Source organism: Micromonospora sp. WMMD734, from assembly GCF_049178975.1.
Lineage (GTDB): Bacteria > Actinomycetota > Actinomycetes > Mycobacteriales > Micromonosporaceae > Micromonospora > Micromonospora wenchangensis.
Genome location: NZ_JBMHMK010000001.1, coordinates 1,514,608 through 1,538,291, shown reverse-complemented (window position 1 = coordinate 1,538,291; position 23,684 = coordinate 1,514,608). Strand labels below are relative to the sequence as shown.

The 23,684-nt window shown below is 72.1% G+C and carries 18 protein-coding genes; 6 read left to right on the top strand and 12 right to left on the bottom strand.

The window, feature by feature from the left end; translation table 11 throughout:
* The 9 genes from ACN267_RS06260 to ACN267_RS06220 form a co-directional block, all read right to left on the bottom strand.
* A complete protein-coding gene (locus ACN267_RS06260) occupies window positions 1-411 on the bottom strand; it encodes a VOC family protein (protein ID WP_204960416.1) in 411 nt (136 codons plus the stop codon).
* Between the two features lie 10 nt (window positions 412-421).
* Complete coding sequence (locus ACN267_RS06255) at window positions 422-865, bottom strand: helix-turn-helix transcriptional regulator (protein ID WP_204960415.1); 444 nt, start codon at window positions 863-865, stop codon at window positions 422-424.
* Window positions 866-926: 61 nt separating this feature from the next.
* Window positions 927-3,032: an alpha-glucuronidase gene (locus ACN267_RS06250; RefSeq protein ID WP_421488167.1), complete on the bottom strand. Its 2,106-nt coding sequence runs from the start codon at window positions 3,030-3,032 to the stop codon at window positions 927-929.
* Window positions 3,029-3,712 (bottom strand): DUF624 domain-containing protein, encoded by a 684-nt coding sequence (locus ACN267_RS06245; protein ID WP_281896798.1) that lies wholly within the window; start codon window positions 3,710-3,712, stop codon window positions 3,029-3,031. Before ACN267_RS06245 ends, ACN267_RS06250 begins: the two co-directional genes overlap by 4 nt.
* A complete protein-coding gene (locus tag ACN267_RS06240; protein ID WP_421488166.1) occupies window positions 3,709-5,265 on the bottom strand; it encodes a GH39 family glycosyl hydrolase in 1,557 nt (518 codons plus the stop codon). Before ACN267_RS06240 ends, ACN267_RS06245 begins: the two co-directional genes overlap by 4 nt.
* Before the next feature lie 77 nt (window positions 5,266-5,342).
* A complete protein-coding gene (locus tag ACN267_RS06235; protein WP_281896792.1) occupies window positions 5,343-6,956 on the bottom strand; it encodes an extracellular solute-binding protein in 1,614 nt (537 codons plus the stop codon).
* 78 nt (window positions 6,957-7,034) lie between these two features.
* A complete protein-coding gene (locus ACN267_RS06230) occupies window positions 7,035-7,979 on the bottom strand; it encodes a carbohydrate ABC transporter permease (protein WP_239485947.1) in 945 nt (314 codons plus the stop codon).
* Entirely contained in the window at window positions 7,976-8,944 is a 969-nt protein-coding gene (locus ACN267_RS06225; protein WP_204960410.1) for an ABC transporter permease, read from the bottom strand. Before ACN267_RS06225 ends, ACN267_RS06230 begins: the two co-directional genes overlap by 4 nt.
* A 10-nt stretch (window positions 8,945-8,954) precedes the next feature.
* On the bottom strand, window positions 8,955-11,231 hold the full coding sequence (locus ACN267_RS06220; RefSeq protein WP_281896786.1) for a glycoside hydrolase family 3 N-terminal domain-containing protein: 2,277 nt from the start codon (window positions 11,229-11,231) through the stop codon (window positions 8,955-8,957).
* 390 nt (window positions 11,232-11,621) lie between these two features.
* Between ACN267_RS06220 and ACN267_RS06215 the strand changes: the two genes are divergently transcribed.
* The 6 genes from ACN267_RS06215 (at window position 11,622) to ACN267_RS06190 (ending at window position 19,629) form a co-directional block, all read left to right on the top strand.
* Window positions 11,622-12,662: a LacI family DNA-binding transcriptional regulator gene (locus tag ACN267_RS06215; RefSeq protein WP_204960408.1), complete on the top strand. Its 1,041-nt coding sequence runs from the start codon at window positions 11,622-11,624 to the stop codon at window positions 12,660-12,662.
* A gap of 15 nt (window positions 12,663-12,677) precedes the next feature.
* Window positions 12,678-13,676, top strand: coding sequence for an acetylxylan esterase (locus ACN267_RS06210; protein ID WP_204960407.1), 999 nt, complete (start codon window positions 12,678-12,680; stop codon window positions 13,674-13,676).
* Between the two features lie 518 nt (window positions 13,677-14,194).
* On the top strand, window positions 14,195-15,307 hold the full coding sequence (locus ACN267_RS06205) for a cellulose binding domain-containing protein (protein WP_204960733.1): 1,113 nt from the start codon (window positions 14,195-14,197) through the stop codon (window positions 15,305-15,307).
* 85 nt (window positions 15,308-15,392) lie between these two features.
* A complete protein-coding gene (locus ACN267_RS06200) occupies window positions 15,393-17,453 on the top strand; it encodes a family 43 glycosylhydrolase (RefSeq protein ID WP_281896780.1) in 2,061 nt (686 codons plus the stop codon).
* A 77-nt stretch (window positions 17,454-17,530) separates the two neighbouring features.
* On the top strand, window positions 17,531-19,042 hold the full coding sequence (locus ACN267_RS06195) for a family 43 glycosylhydrolase (protein WP_421488165.1): 1,512 nt from the start codon (window positions 17,531-17,533) through the stop codon (window positions 19,040-19,042).
* A gap of 122 nt (window positions 19,043-19,164) precedes the next feature.
* Entirely contained in the window at window positions 19,165-19,629 is a 465-nt protein-coding gene (locus ACN267_RS06190; protein WP_204960405.1) for a PaaI family thioesterase, read from the top strand.
* Between the two features lie 49 nt (window positions 19,630-19,678).
* On the opposite strand, the gene ACN267_RS06185 is transcribed toward ACN267_RS06190, so the two are convergent.
* Genes ACN267_RS06185 through fabF form a run of 3 tightly spaced genes read right to left on the bottom strand, consistent with a single transcriptional unit; the run spans window position 19,679 to window position 23,654 of the window.
* Window positions 19,679-21,292, bottom strand: coding sequence for a polyketide synthase (locus ACN267_RS06185; protein WP_421488164.1), 1,614 nt, complete (start codon window positions 21,290-21,292; stop codon window positions 19,679-19,681).
* The gene (locus tag ACN267_RS06180) at window positions 21,292-22,377 is read right to left on the bottom strand and encodes a branched-chain amino acid aminotransferase (protein ID WP_204960404.1); all 1,086 of its coding nucleotides are present in this window, start codon (window positions 22,375-22,377) and stop codon (window positions 21,292-21,294) included. Before ACN267_RS06180 ends, ACN267_RS06185 begins: the two co-directional genes overlap by 1 nt.
* Entirely contained in the window at window positions 22,374-23,654 is a 1,281-nt protein-coding gene (gene fabF, locus ACN267_RS06175; RefSeq protein WP_421488163.1) for a beta-ketoacyl-ACP synthase II, read from the bottom strand. The genes ACN267_RS06180 and fabF overlap by 4 nt, the downstream gene beginning before the upstream one ends.
* Window positions 23,655-23,684: the final 30 nt, after the last annotated feature.

Here is a 23,684-nt window from a genome sequence, read left to right as displayed (position 1 = left end):
TCAGCGCAGCTCCTTGACCCGGATCAGGTTGCCGGCCGGGTCGCGGAAGGCGCAGTCGCGCACCCCGTACGGCTGGTCGATCGGCTCCTGGACGACCTCGGCGGCGCCGGCCTGCACCTTGTCGAAGGTGGCGTCGAGGTCGGGGGTGGCCAGCATGAGCCAGCCGTAGGTGCCCTTGGCCATCATCTCGGCAATGGTCCGACGTTCCTCGTCGGTGATTCCGGGGTCGACCGCCGGCGGGGCCAGCAGGATCGACGTGCCGGGCTGGCCGGGTGGCCCGACGGTGATCCAGCGCATCTTCCCCCCGCCGACGTCGTTGCGGACCTCGAAGCCGAGGATGTCGCGGTAGAAGGCCAGCGAGGCGTCCGGGTCGTCGTGCGGCAGGACGCAGGTGTCGATGGTGAGATCCATGCCGCTCACGCTAGGTGATGACCGGGGCGGGTGCTTCTCGATTCCTGACCGGCCGGGCCACCTGTCTGGTCAGGCACGGCGGCAACTGGGCCGACCCCTGCGCCGCCAGCGCCCGGTAGCTGCTCGGCGGCATGCCGACCAGCTCGGTGAACCTGGTGCTGAAGGTGCCCAGGGAGGCGCAGCCGACCGCGAAGCAGACCTCGGTCACGCTCAGGTCGCCCCGGCGCAGCAGCGCCATCGCCCGCTCGATCCGCCGGGTCATCAGATACGAGTAGGGTGCTTCGCCGTAGGCGCGGCGGAACTGCCGGCTCAGGTGACCCGCCGACATGTGCACCCCCCGGGCGAGCGCCTCGACGTCCAACGGCCTGGCGTACTCGCGGTCGATCCGGTCCCGCACCCGACGCAGCCGGGCCAGGTCGCGCAGGTGCTGGTCGGAGGCGGATCTGCCGGTCACCCTCGTGATCGTGCCACGTCCCGGCGGGTCGGTCCACGCCGGAACGAGACGCGGCGGGCGGTCAGTGGATGCGGCGGCCCCGGGCGTCGGGCACCCCGGACTTGCGGAAGAAGTACGTGTTGACCTGGTCCCGCCACTCGGTCGCGCAACGTAGCTGCTCGGCGAGACGCTCGGTGACCCGCTCGTGCACCGCCGGGTCGATCACCCCGGCCAGCCCGGCCCACCGGTCCCGCATCGCCTCCACCTCCGCCACCCCGGCGAAGTGGGTGTCGTAGATGTGCTGGATGACCGTGCTGCCGCTGTGCAGCACGTGGGAGTACGGCACGTGGTGGAAGAAGAGCAGCAGCTCGTCCGGGCACTGCTCCAGCGACTCGTACACCTGCGACCAGGGCGGCGGGTACTGGCCGGTCATGCCGGTGCCGGTCGCCCGGGTCCGGTCCACCCCGACGCCGTCGCGGTCGGCGAAGTGGTAGGTGCCCCACCGGCTGTACTCGTAGCCGTCGACCCCCGGCCCGTAGTGGCCGGCCGGGTTGACCATGAAGCCGACACCCAACGGGGCGGTGTACCGCTCGTAGATGCGCCACGAGTCGTCCAGCACCGCGTGCAGCGTCTCGCGGACCAGGGTCGGGTCACCGACCGTCGACGCCGGGAAGGTCAGGTCGATCCACTCGTCGAGGAGCGCCGTCGGGTCGAGCCGCGGGTCCCAGGCCAGCCGGCCGAAGGCGTACAGGTTGGCCTGGGCCAGCGGGTGCCCGCACCAGAACGGGTCGTCGCCCACGTTGGCCACGGCGACCAGGTCGCCGCCCCGGCGGGGTCCCGGACCGGGCACGTCGGCCAGCACGTCGGCGACGCTGCGCTCCCCCGGCCCCCAAAGCCGGAACGCCAGCACCTCGTGCCACCACGGGGCGAGGTAGCAGGCGTGCCACTGCTGGCCGGTGTACTCCTGGGTCACCTGCAACTCCACCGCCAGCCGGGTGGCCGGCATGGCGGCGATCACCGGCGAGACCGGCTCGCGGGGCTGGAAGTCGACCGGGCCGAACTTCACCTGGAGCACGACGTTGTCGGCGAACCGCCCGTCCAGCGGGGCGAAGTGGTCGTACGCGGCGCGGGCCCGGTCGGTCGTGCGGTCCCGCCAGTCCTGCCGGTGGTCGTAGACGAACGCCCGCCAGTGCACCACTCCCCCGTGCGGGGCGAGCGCGGCGGCCAGCAGGTTGGCCCCGTCGGCGTGGTCGCGGCCGTAGCTGAACGGGCCGGGCTGCCCCTCCGAGTCGGCCTTCACCACGTACCCGCCGAAGTCGGGGATGCGCGCGTAGACCCGGCGGGTGGTGCTCTCCCACCAGTCGCGCACCCCGTCGTCGAGCGGGTCGGCGGTGGACAGGCCGCCGAGGAGCACGGGGGCGGCGAAGGTCACCGACAGGTGCACCCGGACGCCGTACGGGCGCAGCAGGTCGGCGATCTCGGCCACGTCGTCGAGCCGCTCGGTGAGCAGCAGCGCCTCGGTGGGGCCGACGTTGACGTTGTTCACCGAGATCGCGTTGACCCCGGTGGAGGCGAGCAGCCGCCCGTACGCCCGCAGCCGTTCCCGGTCGCCGCGCGGCCGGCCGTCCCGCCAGAAGATCGACCCGCCGGCGTAGCCCCGCTCCACCTGCCCCATCACCGGATGCACCGCCACGTTGTCCCAGTGGTCGAGCATCCGGCGGCGCAGCGCGGGCCGGTGGGTGCGCGCCGGCTGCTCCCCGGTGAACGCGGCCTCGCCGAGGCGGACCAGGTGGAACAGCCCGTAGAGCAGTCCGACCGGGGCGTCGGCCAGCACGATCGTGACGCCGTCGGAGCGGGTCAGCAGGAAGCCCTCGTCGCCCGGCGACCCGCCGTCGGGGTCCGGGGCCGTCCTCGCGGCGGGCGGCACCACCTCGGGCAGTGGTCCCGAGTCGCGCAGGGCGAGCACCAGGTCGACCGGCCCGGCGGCGGTGCGCTCCACCCGGCCGCCGTACCGGGCGCAGGCGCGGGCCACCTCGTCGTGGACCGTGTCGACGGGCGGACCCTCGCCGTGCACCAGCACCCGACGCGCGCCGATCGCCCGGAACGCCTCCGGCGGCAGCCACGCCGGGTGCGGCGGCGGGGACGCCGGGTCGGTCGCGGTGACAGGGGCGGTGGCGGGGCTGGTCATCGGGTGAATTCCTTCCGCACGAGGTCGGTCATCGGGGTGGCGACCCGCAGGTACGCCAGGACGAACGGGCCGGCCAGCAGCACCGGCAGCGCCTCGGAGACGAGCACGGTCAGCGCCCCGGCGGCGGCCAGCAGCAGGGCGGTGCCGACGGTGACGGTGGGCGTACGGACCAGGAAGTACAGCGCCAGCCGGAGCACGTCCCGGGTGCGGAAGGTGAACAGCGAGGCGATCACCAGCGCGTTGCCGCCGACCAGGGTGACCGCCACCCCGACCGCGAGCAGCGGCACCGCCCATCCGGTGGGGACAGCGGCGACCGGCAGGTGGGTGAGGTTGACCGCGATGACGGTCAGCCAGAGCAGCAGCGGCACCCAGATCCGCAGCGCCTGCGCGAGGTTGGCCCGGTAGCCCTGCCGGAACCGGGCGGCGGGCCGCAGGTCGGTCAGGTCGGGGCGCTGGTGGTGCAGGGCGTACAGGGCGGCGGAGACGGCCGGACCGACCGGGAGCAGGCAGAGCGCCACCAGCGGCAGGTTGCTCGCGTCACGGCTGAGCAGGAGCACCGGGACCAGTCCGGGCAGAGTGGTGAGGATCAGCAGCGACCCGACGACGAGCACGGTGTACACCGTGGCGGCGGCCCGCGACAACGGGCCGTCGCCGACCTCCCGCCAGGTCTGCGCGCTCACGGCCGCTCGTCCCGGTCGGTCGACGGCGGGCCGCCGAGCAGCCGGGCACCGTCCCACCACGGCGGGGTCTCGTCGCGTACCGCCGCCAACTCGACGAGGGTGACCTCGTGCCGGGCCAGGTCGAGGTCGAGGTCGACCCGGCCGGCGGTGACCGGCAGGGCGCGGTGTGAGCGGGCCGGCTCGGCGGCCTCCCGCAGGGTGTCGAGCTGCCCGGGGCGGGGCGACCGGGGGCGGCCCATCTCGCTCCAGGCCGTCCAGGCGTTGCCGGCGTCCTCGCTGACCGAGGAGCGGAGCAGGAAGGCCGAGGTGGCCTCCCCGCCCGTCGTCGTGGCCGACGCCACCGGCACCGACAGCGCCAGCGGATGTCTGTCGGGCACCGGGTGCAGGCCGGTCACGTCCACCGGCGCCCAGGCCAGGATGGCGACCCGTCCGTCGGGGTGCCGGGTGACCAGGTGGTCCGCGCCCCGGGCGAGCACGTCGCCCCCGAGCCGGGCCAGGAACGCGTACAGGTGGTAGGTGGGTTTCTTGATCTGGCGGTGGGTGAGCAGGCCGAACCCGCCGTGGAACAGCGCGGTCGGCACCCCCACCTCCTCGAACACGTCGCTGAACGTCCAGTACGAGAAGGAGTCGACCAGGTCGCCGCCGGCCGCCAGCACCGGGGCGAGGTAGGCCGCGTGGAAGGCCGTGTCGTGGATCGGGTTGTCCGGCCGGTAGGAGGAGTTGAACTCGGTGATGTGTACCGGCAGGTCGGCCAGCGCGGTGCCGTACAGGTGCCGGCGCGGGGCGGCGAACTGTTCCAGCAGCGACGACGCCGGGGACAGCGTCTGGTGGGTGCCGAACGGCACGTGCTGGGCGGGGCCGGAGGTGTAGGCGTGCCGGCTGACGAAGTCGACAGGCACGTCGTGCGTGGTGACGAAGTCGGCGAAGGGTGCCCACCAGTCGTCCGCGCCGGGTGAGATGGCCGGGCCGCCGACCTGCAACCCGGCGTCGACCTCCTTGACCGCGTGCGCGGTGACCTCGTAGAGGCGGTGGTAGGCGTCGCGGTCGGCGCCCTGCCAGAAGTCGGGCAGGTTCGGCTCGTTCCACACCTCGATCGGCCAGCTGCGCACCTCGTCGAGGCCGTACCTGTCGACCAGGTGCGCCACCGTGGCGCGGACCAGGTCGGCCCACTCCGACCAGCAGCGGGGCGGGGTGACGTTGCCCTGCCACCAGAACACCGTCTGCTCGCCGGAGGCCAACGCCTCGGGCATGAAGCCCAGCTCCACGAAGGGTCGGATGCCCAACCCGAGGTAGGCGTCGACGACCTGGTCGACGTAGGTGAAGGAGTGGTGCACCAGACGTTCGCCGCCGTGCCGGTAGGGGCGGTGGACGCCGACGCCGTCGCTGAGCAGGCCGTGCCCCCGGATGTGCCGGAACCCGATGTCCTGCTGGATCAGGGCCAGCGAGTCCTGGTAGTCGCGGCGCAGGGCCAACTCGAATCGCCCGGTGCCGACACACCGCCGCCAGGCGTCGGTGAGCCGCCCCACGGGTCGGGCGGGAACGGTGATCCGCATCGTGGTGTCCTCCGGTGCTCGCCGGTCCGGTGCCCGGCCCGCCGGGACCCGCTGCGGGTCCCGGCGGGCCGGGTCGGTCAGCCGTTGTCCTTCTCGAACCGCTCGTGTGCCTTGTTGACCAGGCCGATGTACTGGTCGGCGTTCTTGGCCTTCAGCTCGCCGAGGTAGGCGTCCCACTCGGTGAGGGGGCGCTGGCCGAGGATGAACTTGAGCGTGTTCTGCACGACGTGGTCCTTCAGCGGGGTCTCCCACAGCGACGCCTGCTCCCGCTCCTCGTCGGTGAGCGGGGCCGGCGGGTCCACCGGCAGCGGCGTGCGGGCGTTCATCACCTTCTGGAACTCCATCTCCTCCGGGGAGAAGAACGACTGCACCAGGTCGAGCTTGCCGCCGTAGGCGAACACCCCGTTGCCGAAGCCGAAGTCCTTCTGCAGGTGCTTGCTGCCCTTGGGGTTGAGCCCGATCATGTCGACGTCGGGGTTGAGGGTGTACTTGCCGGCGGCGTCCTTGCTGAAGGTGGTGCCCTCAACGCCCCACTTGGCGAACTCCTGACCGGCGTCGGAGTAGTACAGCCAGTCGATGAACTGCATCATCGCCACGAAGTTCTTGCTGTCCCGGGCCTTCTTGGAGATCATGACGCCGTTCTCCAACCGGCTGGCCGGGTTGATCTCGCCGGCCGGGCCGACCGGCAGCGGGATCTTCGTCAGCTTGGCGTTCGGCAGGGTCTTGGCCAGGTCGGGGCGGTAGTCGTTGACCAGGGTCTGGGCGTTGCTGCCGATCACGAAGGACTTGCCGTTGGCGAGCTTCTGCCGGGCCTGGTCATCGGTCTGGGTGAAGCTCTCCGGGTCGAGCAGCTTCTCGGCCACCAGCTTGTTGAGGTAGACGATCACCTGCTTGTACTGCTCGGTGGCACCGGTGTAGACGAACTTCTTGGCCGCCGGGTCCCAGGTGGCGGGGTTCCAGCTCCAGCCGGTCCGGATGCCGTGCGCGGCGCCGACGATGCTCAGCAGTTCCCCGCCCGGGTTCGGCTTGCTCCACCGGTCCGAGTACGGGTAGGTGTCGGGGTAGCGCGCTTTCATCGCCTTGAGCACCGTGTACAGCTCATCCCAGGTCTTGGGGACCTGGAGGTTGAGCTGCTCCAGGATGTCGGTGCGCATCGCGATCGAGTACTCCGCCCACGGCTTCTCGTGCAGGCCGGGCAGGAGGTAGAACTTACCGTCGGACTGTCGCAGCGTGTCGAACTCCGGTTGGAGGTTCCACTTGGCGATCTTGTCCTTGAGGTTGGGCATCAGGTCCAGGTAGTCGCTCACCGGCAGGATCGCGCCGGAGGAGACGAAGGCGTTCTCCGCCGGGTGGTACGTCTTCGGGATGATCAGCGGGGCGTCGCCGGCACCGATCAGCAGGCTGCGCTTCTGCTCGTAGTCGCTCAGCGGCACGGCCACCGGTTCGAGCTTGACGTTCGTCCGCTTGGTCAGCTCCGACCAGAACAGCCAGTCGTCCTTGAGCGGATAGTTCGGGTGGTTGTTGTAGAGGATGGGGAAGGAGAGCGGCTCGGTGGCCGTGAACTGCTTGTCGATCCCGTAGTCGGCCATCGCGCCGGCCCGGTTGCCGTCGAGGTCCTTGGCGTCCGGGGCGTCGTCGGAACAGGCCCCGACGAGGGTGAGGGTGAGCAGCCCGGCAGCGGCTATCGCCACGCGGCGCCGCGTCCTGTGGAACATGGCTCGTCCTTTCGGTCGGATGGTGGGGTGGGCGGGGTGGAGCGGTCGGCCGGGCTACCCCTTGACCGCGCCGAGCATCACGCCGGACACGAAGAACCGCTGGATGAAGGGGTAGACCGCGAGGATCGGCAGGGTGGTGAGCACGATGGTCACGGCCTGGATGGTCGCCGCCGCCTGCACCGCGTCGGACTCGGCGACCCCGCCGGCGGACTGCGCCCCGGTCGCCCCGGCGATGAGGTTGCGCAGATAGACCGTGACCGGGAACAGCTCCTGCTGGTCGAGGTAGAGGAACGCGGTGAACCAGGAGTTCCAGAAGGACACCGCATAGAACAGCACCATCGTGGCGATGATCGCCTTGGACAGCGGCAGCACGATCCGCAGCAGGGTGGCGTACGTGCTGAGCCCGTCGACGGCGGCGGCCTCCTCCAACTCCACCGGCAGGCTCTCGAAGAACGCCTTCATCACCAGCAGGTTGAACACGTTGATCGCGTTGGGCAGCACCACCGCCCAGATGCTGTTCTTCATGCCCAGGCTGGTGACCAGCACGTAGTTGGGGATCAGCCCGCCGGAGAAGAACATGGTGAACACGGCGATCCCGACGAGCACCCCCCGCCCCTTGAGCTGGTGCTTGGACAGCACATACGCGTAGCAGGTGGTCAGCACGATCGAGATCGCGGTGGCGACGACGGTGTAGACCACGGTGTTGCGGTAGTTCGTCCAGAACATCGGGTCGGACATCACCAGCCGGTAGGCGGTGAGGTTGAAGCCCTGCGGGACGAGGTTGACCTTCCCCGCGATGATCGGCGCCTCGTCGCTGAGCGACCGGGCCACGATGTTGACGAACGGGTACAGCGTCACGACCACCACGAGGGTCAGCACCACGGCGTTGACCGCCTGGAAGACCCGGTAGCCCCGGGTCGGGCGGATGCCCCGGCGGCGGCGCGACGCAGGGCGGGCCGCCGGGGTCTTCGGGCCGGCCGTGCCGGGGGCCACGGTCACCACAGGCTCGTCCCCACCGTACGGCGGGAGATGGTGTTGGCACCCAGCACCAGGATCAACCCGATCACCGCCTCGAACAGGCCGATCGCGGCGGCGTAGCTGAAGTTGCTGGACTCGAAGCCCAACCGGAACAGGTACGTGGAGATCACGTCGGCGGTCGGGTACGTCAGCGGGTTGTACAGCAGCAGGATCTTCTCGAACCCGACGGCCATGAAGGTGCCGATGTTGAGGATCAGCAGCGTCACCATCGTCGGTCGGATCCCGGGCAGCGTGACGTGCCAGGTCTGCCGCCAGCGGTTGGCCCCGTCGATGCGGGCCGCCTCGTACAGGTTCTCGTCGATGGTGGTGAGCGCCGCCAGATAGAGGATCGTCCCCCAGCCGACGGTCTGCCAGACCTCCGAGGAGACGTAGACGGCGCGGAACCATCCCGGCTGCTGCAGGAACGGCACGCCCTCCCCGCCGAGCACCCGGACCAGCTGGTTGACCGAGCCGTCCATCGACAGCAGCTGCATCACCATCGCCGCGACGATCACGATGGACAGGAAGTGCGGCAGGTAGGACACCGACTGGACGAACCGCTTGAGCCGACGCGCCCGGACCTCGTTGAGCAGCAGCGCCAGCACGATCGGCAGCGGGAAGCAGAACAGCAGGGTCAGCATTCCCAGCACCAGGGTGTTGGTGAACACCTGCCAGAAGGTCGGGTCGGCCAGGAACAGCCGGAAGTACCGCAGGCCCACCCAGTACTCGCCGAAGACGCTGCCGCCGGGGCTGAACCGGCGGAACGCGATCACGTTGCCGATCATCGGCAGATAGCGGAAGACCAGGAAGAACAGCAGCGGCAGGACGGCCAGCGAGTAGAGCTGCCAGTCCCGGCGCAGGGCCCGCCGCCAGGGATGCCGGCGACGCCGGACCGGGGTGGGTGTCGCCGTGGCCGGTGGCGGCGGCCGTAGCGTCGGGGATGTCATCCTCGGCCTCCTATCCGGCCTGCGGGTCGGTGCCGGCGGGCTCGACCCGTACCGCGGTGAGCAGGTGTCGTCGCGCGCCGACCTGCCGCTCGGCACCGGTCAGGCGCAGCGGCAGGGTCGCCGCCGGGTCGCCGCTGGAGCGGCCGAAGCGCAGTTCGACGTCGCCGGGTTCGACGATGCGCCGGCCGTCGCGCCCGGTGAACGAGGCGACGTCGGCGGGCACGGTGAAGCTGACCCGCGCCGCCGTGCCGGGGTCCAGCGGCACCCGGGCGTAGCCGACCAGCCGGACCACGGGTCGGGTGGTCTGCGCCACCGGGTCGTGCAGGTAGAGCTGCACCACCTCGGTGCCGGGCCGGTCGCCGGTGTTGCGCACGGTGATCCGTACCGTCGTCTCGCCGTCGACCGGCCAGGCCGGCGGCCCGCCGGTCTCCCCGGCGTCGGACACCACCGGGTCGGACCACGCGAAGGTGGTGTAGCCCAGCCCGTGGCCGAACGGGTACGCCGGGGTGGGGTCGATCGAGGACACCTCGGAGCGGCGGCCCAGCGGCGGGGTCAGGTAGGTGCCGGGCAGGCCCCCGGCGTCGCGCGGGACGCTGACCGGCAGTCGGCCGGACGGGTTCACCGCGCCGGTGAGCACCTCGGCGAGCGCCTGCCCGCCGCGCTGGCCGAGGAAGAACGCCTGCACGACGGCCGCGGCGCGCTCGTGGTCGGGGCCGAGGGCGTAGGGCCGGCCGGTCATCAGCACCAGCACCACCGGGGTGCCGGTGTCGAGGACGGCCCGGACCAGGTCGGCCTGGACGCCGGGCAGTCGCAGGTCGGGCGCGTCGCAGCCCTCGCCGGAGGTGCCCCGGCCGAACATGCCGGCGCGGTCACCGACGGCGAGCACGCAGACGTCGGCCTGCGCCGCGGCGGTGACCGCCGCCGCGATGCCCGAGGTGTCGTCGCCGGTGATCGCGCAGCCCGGCTCGTGCACGAGGCCGGGCACCAGCCGGGTGAGTTCGTCGCGCAGCGAGGGGATCTCCAGGCCCAGCCCGTGCTCCGGGTGGCGGACCCCGACGTGGTTGGGGAAGGAGTAGCAGCCGAGCAGCGCCATCGGGTCGTCGGCGACCGGGCCGACCAGGGCGACCCGCCGGCCGGGGGCCAGCGGCAGCACGCCGTCGTTGCGCAACAGCACCACCGACTCACGGGCCAGCCGCAGGGCGACGTCCCGGCTGGTCTCGTCGTCGAGCCGCAGGTTCGCCGCGTCCTCGGGCAGTTCCTGCCAGTCCTCGTCGAGCAGCCCGAGTTCGATCTTCTGGATCAGCACCCGGCGCAGCGCCCGGTCGATCAGCGCCTCGTCGACCGCGCCGGAGCGCACGGCGGCCACCAGCGGTTCGCCGAACGCGTCCACGGTGGGCAGTTCCACGTCGATGCCGGCGCGCAGGGCGAGCCGGGCGGCGTCGGCGGCGTCGCCGGCCACCCCGTGCAGGGTCTCCAGGAAGCGCACCGCGAAGTAGTCGGCGACGACGGTGCCGGTGAAGCCCCACTCCTCGCGCAGCAGCCCGGTCAGCAGTCCCTCGTCGGCGGCGGCGGGCAGGCCGTCGATCTCGGCGTACGAGTTCATCACCGAGCGGGCCCCGCCGAGGCGCAGGGCCATCTCGAACGGCGGGAGGATGACGTCGGCCAGTTCCCGGGGGCCCATCGACACCGGGGCGAGGTTGCGGCCGCCCCGGGAGGCGGAGTAGCCGGCGAAGTGTTTGAGGGTGGCGACGATACCCGCGCGTTCCAGCCCTCGCACGTACGCCGCCCCGGTGGTCCCGACCAGGTAGGGGTCCTCCCCGATGGTCTCCTCGGTACGCCCCCAGCGGTAGTCGCGGGTGACGTCGAGCACCGGGGCGAGTCCCTGGTGGACGCCGGCGGCCCGCATCGAACGGCCGATCCGGCCGGCCATCTCCTCGACCAGTTCCGGGTCGAAGGAGGCGCCCCAGCCCAGCGGGGTGGGATAGACCGTGGCCCGCCAGGCGGCGAAGCCGGTGAGGCACTCCTCGTGCACCTGGGCCGGAATGCCGAACCGGCTCGCGGCGGCGATCTGCGCCTGGGAGGCGGCCAGCGAGCGGGCCCCGGCCACGGGGTCGACGGGTGCGGTGCCGAACGGGCGGGTCAGCTGGCCGAGCCCGTGCCGGATGATCTCACTCCACGGTGGTGCGCCGTCGATCATGTCGGCCTGGTGCGGGGCGACCCCCTCGCCGGAGGCTTCCGCGCCGACCCAGACGCCGACGAGTTGGGCGATCTTCTCTTCCAGCGACATGAGCGGAACCAGTGCGTCGGCCCGTTGCGCGGGTGAGCGTCGGGGGTCCCGCCACGGTTGGGTTCCGCGGGATGCCGGACCGTCGTCGACGGGCACCTGACTTCTCATGCCACACCCCTCACCTTCGACACTCCCCACCCGCGCCCGCCGGAACAGGCACCACGCGACGGCGGGGGGTTCGAAAATTTCGTAAACAGCGCGTTACCTTTTTCGGGCAACTTAGGAGGCATTGCTGGCGCATGTCAAGGTCCTCAATTGGGATATCTGACCGCACTGGTCCCGGAAAGGACATTCACCCCCGTCAAAATCTTCGGGCACTGTCGAATCCCGGTTTCGAACCGGACGTGCTAGAGTTCTCCGAAACTTTCGGACGTGCCTGGTGAGGCTTCGATGACCGCGTCCCGCCCGCTCACCCCACAGGCCTCGGCCACGATCGCCACCATCGCCGAGGAGGTCGGCGTCTCCGTGGCGACCGTCTCGAAGGTGCTCAACGGGCGGGCGGACGTCGCCGCCGAGACCCGGGCGCGGGTCGAGGAGAGCCTGGAGCGCCACCGCTACCGCCGCCGCATCCGCCGGCAGTCGCCCGGGATCGACCAGATCGACCTGGTCTTCCACGAGTTCAACTCCGGTTGGGCGATGGAGATCATGAGCGGGGTCGAGGCGGTGGCCTCCGCCGCCGGGCTGGGCATCGCCATCTCCCAGCTCGACGGGGCACACCGGCCCGCGCCCCGTCGGCTGGACGCCCTGGTCGCCAGGCGTCCGCTGGGCCTGCTCTTCGTGCTCTGCCACCCGACCCCGCCGCAGCAGCTCATGCTGACCGAACACCGCATCCCGTTCGTGGTCGTCGACACCGACAGCGCCACCTCGGCGTCGGTGCCGACGGTCGGCTCCAACAACTGGAACGGCGGCCTGCTGGCCACCCGGCACCTGCTGGAGCTGGGCCACCGACGGATCGCCGTCATCTCCGGGCCCCGCGACGTGCTGTGCAGCCAGGCCCGCGCCGCCGGCTTCCGCTCCGCCCACGACGAGATCGGCCTGCCCGTGGACGTCGACCTGGTGCGCTACGGCAGCTTCTACGTCGACGGCGGGCACGCCCACGGCCTGGAGTTGCTCGCCGGGCCCGACCGGCCGACCGCGATCTTCGCCGGCTCGGACCTGCAGGCCATCGGCGTGCTCCGGGCCGCCCGCCGGCTCGGCCTGCGGGTCCCCGACGACCTCTCGGTGATCGGGTACGACGACCTGCCGGTCGCCGGCTGGACCGACCCGCCGCTGACCACCGTGCACCAGCCCCTGCGGGACATGGCCGGCACCGCCACCCAGATGCTGCTGGAGCTGGCCCGGGGCGCGACGGTGGCGACCAGCCGGATCGACCTGGTGACCGAGCTGGTCGTCCGGGAGAGCACCGCCCCACCCGCCACCACCCGTCCCTGAGCACCCGAGGAACCCATGGCATCCATCCAGGACCTGCGGCGCTACGCGCCGACCGTCGTCGAACCGGCCGACTTCGACCGGTTCTGGCGGGACACGCTCGACGCGGCGCGCGGCCGGCCGGTGCTGGTCGACGTCCGCCCGCACCGGACCGACCTGCGTCTGGTCGACACCTGGGACGTCACCTTCGCCGGCTTCGCCGGCGACCCGGTGCGGGCCTGGTACACCCGCCCGGCCGGGGTCGACGCCGTGCTGCCCGCCGTGGTCGAGTACGCCGGCTACGGACGTGGCCGGGGCCTGCCGCACGAGCGGCTGACCTGGCCGGCAGCCGGGTACGCGCACCTGCTGATGGACAACCGGGGTCAGTCCGGGCTGCACGGCGCGGGCGACACCCCCGACCCGCACGGCGCACCCGGCGGCCCGTGGCCCGCCACCTGGGGCATCCTCGCCCCGCACGACTACCACTACCGCCGGCTGATCACCGATGCGGTCCGCGCGGTCGACGCCGTCCGCGCACTGCCCGGGGTGGACCCGGCCCGGGTGGCCGCCCTCGGCAACAGCCAGGGTGGCGGGCTCGCCCTGGCCGTGGCCGGCCTGTGCGACGACCTCGCCGCGCTGCTGAGCACCGCGCCGTTCCTGTGTGACGTCCAACGCGGGATCGAGCTGACCGACGCCGCCCCGTACGGCGAGATCGCCAGGTACCTGGCGGTGCACCGGCAGGTCGAGGAGGCCGTGCGGCACACGCTGTCCTATGTCGACGGGGTGACCTTCGCCCGGCGCGCCACCGCACCCGCGCACTTCGGCATCGGCCTGCGTGACAACGTCTGCCCGCCGAGCACCGGCTTCGCCGCCTACAACCAGTACGGCGCGGCGAACGGCCGGGAGGGGACACCGCCACGGGAGCTGCACACCTACCCGTTCAACGGCCACGAGGGCGGTGAGGCGTGGCAGGTCGAACGGCAACTGCGCTGGCTCGACCCACTGCTGCGCCCAGCCACCGACGACGCGACGCGGTGACCGCCGGGCGGTGACCGGCCGGTAGTTCACCCGGGCATCGTCGCGCACCGATCTGTTGCCGATGTTAGCGATAACACGATATGGTGCATCGCGGCGGGAGCGCAGGGCACGCTTCGGCCGTGGTCACCGGTTCGTCCACCTGCTGGGGTTCGTCCACCTGCGGGGGTCGGTGGCCACCGGCACACATGGCGTCCACCGCCGGTGACGCGGTCCGGGTTCCCGGTCGACGCGCGTGGCAGCACCTCCGCCCGTCAGCTCCAGGGAATCCGCCGGGGACACGGCGGTCGGTCCGTTCGCGTGGAGGTCGTCCGCCACCCGTGCCGGCACACCCCTTGTCCACGAGCCGGACGAGACGGCGACATCCCGGGACGGTCGCCGTGCTGCACGTCCGCACCGCGCTCCGCGCGCCACCCCAGGGAGTTTCCATGAGCGGCACGAGCTGCCCGAACGCCGGGCCACCCCGATCCGACCACCCCCACCCTGTCCGTACCGCACCCACCGGCCGACGGCTGCCCACCATGCGCCGCGGCCTGCGTCTGCTGGGCCTGGCCACCGCCGCCCTGGTGGCCGCGGTCGCCACCGGGTCGGTGGTGACCGCACCCGCCAGCGCCGAATCCAACGGCGGGGTACGGGTGATGCCCCTCGGCGACTCGATCACCGACGGCTTCAACGTCCCCGGCGGCTACCGCATCGAGCTGTGGCAGCGGATGGTCGCCGACGGCTACCGGGTCGACTTCGTCGGCTCGATGTTCAACGGGCCGTCCAACCTGGGCGACCACGACCACGAGGGCCACTCCGGCTGGACCATCGCCCAGATCGACGCCAACGTGGTGAACTGGCTGCGCAACACCACTCCGCGCACGGTGCTGCTGCACATCGGCACCAACGACATGTACAACGCCTCCGGTGCGCCGACCCGGCTCTCCACCCTGATCGACAAGATCACCAGCACCGCGCCGAACGCGGACGTCTTCGTCGCCACGATCATCCCGCGCAACGGCACCGAGTCGGCGGTCCGCACGTTCAACGCCGCGATCCCCGGGATCGTGCAGAGCAAGGTCAACGCCGGCAAGCGGGTGCACCTGGTGGACATGTTCAGCGCGGTGGGCACGGCCGACCTGGCCGACGGCATCCACCCGAACGCCACCGGCTACCGCAAGATGGCCACCACCTGGTACAACGCCCTGCGGGCGGTGCCCGGCAGCCTCGGCGGCAACACGCCGACCACCCCGCCGACCACCCCGCCGCCCACCACGCCCCCGCCGACCACGCCGCCACCCACCACGCCCCCGCCGACCACGCCCCCGCCGTCGGCGGGTTGCCGGGTCGCGTACACGGTGAACTCCTGGAACTCCGGTCTCACCGCCTCGATCAGCGTCACCAACACCAGCGGCACGGCGGTCAACGGCTGGGCGCTGGCGTTCACCCTGCCCGGTGGGCAGACCATCACCAGCGGCTGGAACGCCACCTACACCCCGACCAGCGGGGCGGTGACCGCCCGCAACGTGTCCTACAACGGCACGATCGCGCCGAACACCTCGGTCGACATCGGCTTCCAGGCCACCCACACCGGCGACACGGCCCGACCGTCCTCGTTCACGCTCAACGGCACCGCCTGCACGGTCGCCTGACCGCCGTCCGGTGCCGGGGTGCCCGCACCCCGGCACCGGACGCCTTCCGACCTCCGGCTCCCACCACCCCCAGTAGGAGTACCGCATGCCATTGAACAGAAAGTTGCCGGCCCGGCTGGCCATGGCCGCCGCTCTGATCGCCGCCGGCACAGCCGTCGCCCTGCCGGCCGAGGCCGCAGCGGCCGGCTGCACGGTCGACTACACCGTCTCGTCCGAGTGGGGTGGTGGCTTCGGTGCGAACGTGGCCATCACCAATCTCGGTGACCCCATCGACGGCTGGACCCTGACCTGGTCGTACGCGGCCGGGCAACAGGTCACCCAGGCGTGGAACGCCACCGTCACCCAGTCGGGGGCGCAGGTGACCGCCCGCAACGTCAGCTACAACGGCACCATCGCCACCGGCGCCAACGTGTCGTTCGGGTTCAACGGCTCGTGGAACGGCAGCAACCCGAAGCCGACGAGCTTCACCCTCAACGGCGTCGCCTGCACCGGTGGCACGACCACCCCGCCGCCCACCACGCCGCCACCGACCACCCCACCGCCGACCACGCCGCCCCCCACCACACCGCCGCCCACCACCCCACCGCCGACCACACCGCCCCCCACCACGCCGCCGCCGACCACCCCGCCGGGCCAGTGGCCGCCGTCGTCGACCTTCAGCAACCCGGTGCTCTGGCAGGACTTCGCCGACATCGACATCCTGCGGGTCGACGACACCTACTACTACTCGGCGTCGACCATGCACTACTCCCCGGGCGCGCCCGTGCTGCGCTCCTACGACATGGTCAACTGGGAGTTCGCCGGGCACTCGGTGCCCAAGCTGGACTTCGGCCAGAAGTACGACATGACCGCCGGGCGCGGCTACGTCCGGGGCATCTGGGCGTCGTTCCTGGGCTACCGCAAGAGCAACAAGACGTTCTACTGGGGCGGCTGCATCGACTTCAGCAAGACCTACATCTACACCGCGCCGTCGGCCGAGGGACCGTGGACCAGGCACACCACGCTCGACCAGTGCTACTACGACGCCGGTCTGCTGGTCGACGACAACGACACCATGTACGTGGCGTACGGCAACACGAACATCAGCGTCGCCCAGCTCTCCGCCGACGGGAAGACCCAGGTCCGCTCGCAGCAGGTGTTCACCACCCCGTCGAGCGTGGGCACCCTGGAGGGGGCCCGGTTCTACAAGCGCAACGGCAGCTACTACATCTTCCTCACCCGGCCGGCCAACGGTCAGTACATCCTCAAGGCGTCCAGCCCGTGGGGGCCGTACACCATGCAGCAGGTGCTGCTGAACCTGCCCGGACCGATCGCCGGCGGCGGCGTGCCACACCAGGGCGGCATGGTGCAGACCCAGAACGGGGACTGGTACTACATGGGGTTCGTGGACGCCTACCCCGGTGGCCGGGTGCCGGTGCTCGCCCCGGTCACCTGGAACTCCAGCGGCTGGCCCGTCCTCCAGCTGGTCAACAACACCTGGGGTGCGTCGTACCCGTACCCGAACGTGCCCCGGCCACCACGCCAGGTCAAACCCATGATCGGGACCGACACCTTCGCCGGCACCACACTCGGCCCGCAGTACGAGTGGAACCACAACCCGGACAACACCAAGTGGTCGGTCAACGACGGGCTACGGTTGCAGACCGCGACGGTGACCAACGACCTGTACAACGCGCGCAACACGTTGACCCACCGGATCCAGGGTCCCCGGTCCACCGCCACCATCGAACTCGACTACTCCACCATGCGCGACGGTGACCGCAGCGGCCTGGCGATGCTGCGCGACCAGTCGGCCTGGATCGGCGTCCGCCGTGACAACGGCGCGACCCGGGTCGCCATGGTCAACAACCTGACCATGGACAGCAACTGGAACACCACCAGCACCGGCACCGAGGTCGCCGGGGCCGGCATCTCCGGCGGCAGGATCTGGCTGCGGGTCAGCGCGGACATCTCCCCCGGCTCCGGCCGGCAGGCCCGCTTCTCCTACAGCACCGACGGGGTCAACTTCACCTCGCTCGGCCCGGCGTTCACCCTCAACAACGCCTGGCAGTTCTTCATGGGCTACCGGTTCGCCATGTTCAACTACGCCACCAGTTCCCTCGGTGGCGCGGTGACCGTCCGGAAGTTCGACCTGGCCAAGTCGTAACACCCGTCCCCCTCGCCGGCCGACCACCCCCGTGGTCGGCCGGCGAGGCATATCCCCCACCCCGACAGGAGCACCGCATGTCCGCCTCACCCGACCCCCGGTCGGCGGTCCCGCCCACCACCGCACCCCGCACCGCCCCGCCGCCCGGCCGCCGTCCCGGCCGGACCCGGACGGCGGCGCTGCTCGTGCTGGCCCTGCTGGCCGGCCTGCTGAGCGCCGCCGCCCCGGCCGGGGCCGCCCCCGCCGTACGGGCCACCAACCCGCTGGTCGCGCAGCGCGCCGACCCGCACATCGTCAGGCACACCGACGGCTACTACTACCTGACTGCCACCGCCCCCGAATACGACCGGATCGTGCTGCGCCGGGCCACCACCCTCCAGGGCCTGTCCACCGCCCCCGAAACCGTCATCTGGTGGCGGCACACCAGCGGCATCATGGGCGCGCACATCTGGGCCCCGGAGATCCACTTCATCGACGGCCGCTGGTACGTCTACTTCGCCGCCGGTGCCACCGACAACGTCTGGGCGATCCGGATGTACGTCCTGGAGGGCACCGGGGCGAACCCGCTGACCGCGAGCTGGGCCGAGAAGGGGCAGATCCGTACCCCCTGGGAGACCTTCGCGCTGGACGCGTCGACGTTCGTCAGCAACGGGGTGCGCTACCTGATCTGGGCGCAGGCCGAGCCGGGCATCGCCACGAACTCGAACCTCTACATCGCCCGGATGGCCAACCCGTGGACGCTCAGCGGCTCCCCCACCCGGATCGCCGTGCCCACCCTGGACTGGGAGATGCGCGGCGGGGTGAAGGTCAACGAGGGACCGACCGTGCTGCAACGCAACGGCCGGATCTTCCTCACCTACTCGGCGAGCGCGACCGACGCCAACTACTGCCTCGGTATGTTGACCGCCTCGGCGGGCAGCGACCTGCTCCGGGCGTCGTCCTGGGTGAAGTCGCCGCAGCCGGTCTTCACCAGCAACGCCGCGACCGGCCAGTGGGGGCCGGGGCACAACTCGTTCACCGTCTCCGAGGACGGGCAGAGCGACATCCTCGTCTACCACGACCGCAACTACCGGGACATCAGCGGTGACCCGTTGCGCGACCCCAATCGGCGGACCCGCATCCAGAAGGTCTACTGGAACGCCGACGGCACCCCGAACTTCGGCATCCCGGTGCCCGACGGGGCCACCCCGGTCCGGCTGCGGTCGGACAACCTGCCCGACCGGTTCGTCCGGCACTGGGAGTACCGGGCCCGACTGGAGGCGAACGTGACCAACCTCGCCGACTCGCAGTTCCGCCTGGTGCCCGGCCTGGCCGGGGGCAACACGGTCTCCCTGGAGTCCACCAACTTCCCGGGCTACCACCTGCGGCACCGCAACTGGGAGGTGTGGGTCGAGCGGGACGACGCGTCGTCGACGTACCGCGCCGACGCCAGCTTCGTGCAGCGGCCCGGCCTGTCCAACGCCGCCGGGGTGTCGTTCGAGGCGGTCAACTACCCCGGCCAGTACCTGCGGCACAGCAACGGGCTGCTCTACCTGCGGACCGTCACCGACGCCACCGGCAACGCCGAGGCCACGTTCGTGCTGGAGTGACCACCGCCCGCCGGGCCACCCCACCCGGGGTGGCCCGGCGGGGCGTCCGGGTGGTGGATCCGGTACGCCAGGGTGATCACGTAGGACGGAGCGCTACCCGGTCATCGCCTATAGTGGCGTCCATGCCTAGCCGCGCTGTGATGTCGGTCGATGAGGCGCGGGCCTGGCTCGCCGAGGTCATTTCCGGTGCCGAACGCCTGCGCCTGGAGTCGGTCGACGACGACCGGGTCGTCGCGGTGACCGGCCCCGACTGCCTCGAACTGCGCCTCGACGGCACGATCTCCGGGCCGGCCATGTTCTGGGCGATGGACCTCACCGGCTTCGTCGCGGTCACCGTGCTGATCGGCCCGACACCGGCGATGGTGCTGGCGCACAGCAGCATCAGCTTCCTCGAACCCGCCGAGCCCGGCGAACTGCGGGTCACCGCCGAGGTGATCAAGCTGGCCAGCCGGTCGGCGGTGGTGGACGCCCGCGCCAGCGACCGCCGGGGCGCGCTGGTGGCCGCGTCCACCCTGCACTTCGCGCTGCCGTCGCGGGCCACCCGGGCAGCCCTGCGCGCCGACCACGCCGTCCGGGCCGGCGGCTGACCCACCGTAAGCCGGCCGGTTCACCAGGCGACCGGGGCACCGGCCCGGCTCAGTCCGGGCGGTCCACCACGTGGGTGCGCCGCTGCCACGGGTAGGTCGGCAGCGCTGCCACCACCCGGTGCTTCGGCGTCGGCAGCGGATCGTCCGCACCGAGCACCCGCACGTCCGGGTGGGCGGTGCCGGCGGCCACCGCCGTCAGCGCCTCGGCCGCCCGCACCGGGCCGGACGCCCGCACCCACACCGCGTGCGCCAGCCGGGTCCGTCCCGCCGCGGCGGTGCCGGCGAACGCCGGGAAGTCCGCCGCCGGCAACCCGGCCAGCCGGTCGGCGTAGCGGCGGGCCAGCTCGGCCAGCGCCGGCCCGGTGGCCGCCGACACCGGGAACCCGTCCACCGGTGCCGGCACGGCCGGCGGCACCGGCGGCGCGGGCGACAGCACCGCGAACGCGTTCGTGCCGCTCATCCCGTACGAACTGGTCGACGCGCAGGCCCCGAACCGGTCGTCCCAGGCGAGCGGGGCGACCGGGATCTCGATGCCGGTGCCGGTGAGGTCGATGCGCGGGTTGAGGGTACGGAAGTTGGCCTGCGGGACGATCGTGCGCCGATGCAGGCAGAGCACCGCCTTCACCAGCCCGAGCACCCCGGCGGCGGACTCGGTGTGGCCGATGTTGCCCTTTACCGAACCCACGTGCAGCGGCGCGCCGTCGGCGCGACCGAGCGCCGCCGCGACCGCCGACATCTCGGCCGGGTCACCCAGCGGGGTCCCGGTGCCGTGCGCCTCGTGGTAGCCGACCTCACCGGGGGCGATCCCGGCGGCGGCCAGCACCGTGTCGATCAGCCCCGCCTGGGCCGCCACGTTCGGGGTGGTGAACGTCGCCGTCCGGCCGTCGTGGTTGATCCCGGTGCCGCGCAGCACCGCGAGCACCCGGTCACCGTCGCGCTGCGCGTCGGCCAGCCGCTTGAGCAGCAGCATCGCGCAGCCCTCACCCCTGACGAACCCGTTGGCCCCGGCGTCGAACGGACGCGACCGGCCGTCCGGCGACAGCGCCCCGGTCTGCGCCACCGACCGGGTGGTGCTCGGGGCGAGGATCAGGTTGACCCCGCCGGCGACCGCCGCGTCACAGTCACCCGCCGCCAGCGCCCGCGCCGCCGTGTGCACCGCCACCAGCGACGACGAGCAGGCCGTGTCCAGCGCGAACACCGGCCCCTGCAACCCCAGGGTGTACGCGACCCGCCCGGCGGTGAAGCTGTGCCCGTTGCCGATCGTCCAGTACGAGTTCGGGTCCCCGGTCAGCCACTGCCGGTAGTCCCGGCCGGTCACCCCGACGAAGACCCCGGTGCCGGCGGCCACGGTGGCGACCGGGATCGCGGCGTCCTCGAACGCCTCCCAGACCACCTCCAGCAGCAGCCGGTGCTGCGGATCGAGGACCCGGGCCTCCCGGGGCGAGATGCCGAAGAACTTCGCGTCGAAGTCGAACACGGCGTCGAGGTAGCCGCCCCGGGTGACCATGCCGTCCCACTGCGTGCCGAACCCGGCCCGACGGTCGTCGGGCAGCTCGCCGGTGAGGTCCCGGCCGGCGACGAGCGCCGACCAGTACGCGTCGGGGCTCGACACCCCGCCGGGCGCGCGGACCGCCATTCCGACGACCGCGATCGGGGTGGGCACTACAGCACCCGGCGCATCCAGCCGTGGGGGTCGTCAGCCCGGCCGGTCTGGATGTCGAGCAGCCGATCCCGGAACTGCTGGGTGTACTTGCCCGGTGCCCCGTCGCCGATGGTGAGGGCGAAGTCGTCGCTCTTGAGCCCGACGATCGGCGTGATCACCGCCGCCGTGCCGGCCGCGAACGCCTCGGTCATCGACCCGTCCGCGAACCCGGCACGCATCTCGTCCAGGTCGATGGTGCGCTGCACCGGCTCCAGGCCGTGCTCGGCGGCGAGGGTCAGCACACTGTCGCGGGTCACCCCGTCGAGGATGGTGCCCAGGCCGGGGGTGAGCAGCTGGTGGTCGCGGGTGACGAAGAAGACGTTCATGGTGCCCGACTCGTCGATGCTGCGTCGCCCCTCGCCGCCCAGGTAGAGCACCTGCTCGCAGCCGTGGCCCAGGGCCTCCCGCTGCGGGGCGAGGCTGGCCGCGTAGTTGCCGCCGCACTTGGCCGCGCCGGTGCCGCCGATCGAGGCCCGGCTGTAGGTGGTGCTGACCCAGAGCGTGACGCCGGTAACCCCGTTGGGGAAGTACGACCCGGCCGGGCAGGCCAGCACGCAGTAGGTGACGTGCTGGGCGGGACGCACCCCGAGGAACGCCTCCGAGGCGAACATGAACGGGCGCAGGTAGAGGCTCTGCTCACCGCCGTACGGCGGGACCCACGCCTCGTCGGCGCGGACCAGCGCGGCCACGCTCTCGACGAAGGTCTCCTCGTCCAGCTCCGGCAGGACCATCCGGCGGGCCGACGCGGCGAACCGGCGGGCGTTGAGTTCCGGGCGGAACAGCCAGACGCTGCCGTCGGCGTGCCGGAACGCCTTGAGCCCCTCGAGGATCTCCTGCGCGTAGTGCAGGACCGCCGCGCCGGGGTGCATGGTGAACGGCTCCAGCGCGCCCACCCGGTGGTCGTGCCAGCCGGCGTCGGGCGACCACACCGCGGTGGCCATGTGATCGGTGAAGTAGCGGCCGAAACCCGGGTCGGCGAGGATCTCCTCCCGGGTCTGCGGCGGGGTGGGGTGGTCGGTGGGGATCAGCGGGAACTGCGCGGTCATCCGGACTCTCCTCGCGACGGGGTATCGGTGAACACGACGACGCAGTTCTGCCCGCCGAAGCCGAAGGCGTTGGTGAGCGCCGCCCGTACCGGCATCTCCCGGGCCTGGTGGGGCACGTAGTCCAGATCGCACTCCGGATCGGGCTGGTGCAGGTTGACCGTCGGCGGGACGACGCCCTCACGGATCGCCAGGGCGCACACCATCGCGCCGAGGGCGCCCGCCGCGCCGATCAGGTGCCCGAGCATCGACTTGGGTGCGCTGACCGCGACCCGGTCGGCCGCCGCCCCGAGGGCCGCCCGGATGGCGACCGTCTCGGTCAGGTCGTTGGCCTTCGTCGAGGTGCCGTGGGCGCAGATGTAGTCGACCTCGTCGGGGTGGACCCCGGACCGGTCGAGGGCCTGCCGGATCGCCTCGGCGGCGAACACCCCGCCGGGGCGGGGGGCGCTGACGTGGAAGGCGTCGCTGGTCAGCGCACCACCGGCGACGGTCGCGTACGGGGTGACGCCCCGGCGGCGGGCGTGCGCGGCGGACTCCAGCACCAGGATCACCGCGCCCTCGCCGAAGACGAAGCCGTCCCGGTCGGCGGCGAAGGGCCGGCTCGCACCGGTCGGGTCGTCGTTGCGCTGGGACATCGCCCCCATGCTCACCAGGCCGGCGAACATGGCCGGGGTGACCGCCGCGTCGGTGCCGCCGCAGATGACCACGTCGGCCTCCCCGGACAGGATCAACCGGCGGGCGTCGAGCAGCGCGTACGCGCCACTGGCGCAGGCCAGCGCGCTGGCGTTGACCGGCCCGTGCGCGCCCACCTCGATGGCGACCTCGCAGGCCGGCATGTTGGTCAGCGAGGACGGCACGAAGTGCGACAGGGGTGCGGTCGGGTCGGGGGCGAGCAGTCCGCGTACGGTGGCCTCGACGGTGTCGAAGCCGGCGACCGCGGCGTTGACCACCACGCCGACCCGGGCGGCGTTGCCGGCGTCGACGGTGAGCCCGGCGTCGGCGACCGCCTCGCGGGTGGCTACCACCGCGAACTGGCTGAACCGGGCCATCCGCCGCAGCTGCTTGCCGGTGAAGTGTTCGGCCGGCTCGAAGCCGCGCACCTCGGCGGCGATCCGGGTGGGCAGCGCGCTCGCGTCGAAGGCGGTGACCGGACCGACGCCGGACTTGCCGGCGAGCAGACCCTGCCAGGTGCTGTCGCGGTCGAGGCCGAGCGGCGTGACGGCACCGATCCCGGTGATGACGACGTCGTCGGTCATCATCTCGCCGTCGCCCCCCAGCATCGCGCCCCGGCTCCGTTCTCCCGCCACCGA